Raw genomic sequence first — 1,133 nt, 5'->3', positions numbered from 1 at the left:
GGTATTTCGAGATGGATATCAACATTCCCGAAGGAAGAAGCGGTACCGGTATTCTTTATGTGCGTTGGCAGCGAGCTGATCCTGCGGGTGAAGGATTCTATAACTGTTCAGACATTACTTTCAGCGGTGGTGGAGTTACACCGCCTCCAACACCTTCGCCAGATCCAGATCCTATGCCTAAGTTGGTGAATGTTGGAACTTTTGTGAGCAACGGGCACGATATTGCTGAAGTAGGTGATACGGTCCGCTTCCGACTCTTTGACGGTACAGGTAAAGAAGTGACTGATGAGCAGATTGCAATTACCAGCAGCAATGCCGACTTTAACCTTTGGACCACAGAGTTGGCACTGAAGGTGAATGATCGCAATCGGGGTAAAGCCTTCATTGGTATCTGGCATCAGGACATGGATCATTTGATGTATGATGAAGGCAACTTGTTCAGCAATCGTATCTGGGCTCCGGACACCAAACACTCAGCATCCACTTCAGTCATAAAAGCGGATAACGCACCCACACCCCTTCCGACACCGGATTACGAATATAAGTATCCGGAAGGTAAAGGTACCTATCAGCCTGATACAGTTGTTCTTGGCACAGATGGCGGGGTCTATCAGTGCAAGCCTTTTCCGTACTCTGGTTGGTGTAATCAGTCTTCTTTGTATTACGCTCCGGGAACTGGTTTGCACTGGTCCGAGGCCTGGATGAAAAAGTAAGTCCGTTGATTCAGGTCAGGCTTTTGACTGACCTGTAGACGGTTTTGAGCGAATTAATAACTTTTCCAGCCATCTTATCTCCTGATGCTCTTTTAAGAATAAGTTTTATCGGCAAGAAGATAAGGAAACAGTTTAGCCTCCTTGAGTTGCTGAATACCTTGGTGCAGACTGCATTTCGGCAGCATAACGGCAGCGTTCCCACTCGGGAGCAAATGCTGTCTTTGCTGGCAGTGGCAGACAGCTATCTTGAAAAACACCGCCCCTAAGATAAGGCTGCAAAATGCGGCCTTATCTGTTGATGTCGCTTATTGCAAATCAAAGCGGTCATTTGTCATTACTTTGGTCCAGGCTTCAATGAAGTCTTTCACAAAGCGCTCTTTGGCATTGTCAAAGGCATAAACTTCAGCCACAGCCCTGAGC

1 protein-coding gene is annotated in these 1,133 nt (G+C 47.1%); it reads left to right on the top strand.

The window, feature by feature from the left end:
• The coding region (locus KDK17_RS18070) for a lytic polysaccharide monooxygenase (protein WP_257288724.1) at positions 1-713 on the top strand (713 nt) is incomplete at its 5' end.
• Positions 714-1,133: the final 420 nt, after the last annotated feature.

The organism is Endozoicomonas sp. SESOKO2 (genome assembly GCF_024606245.1).
Lineage (GTDB): Bacteria > Pseudomonadota > Gammaproteobacteria > Pseudomonadales > Endozoicomonadaceae > Endozoicomonas_A.
This window is presented reverse-complemented; position numbering and strand designations above follow the sequence as displayed.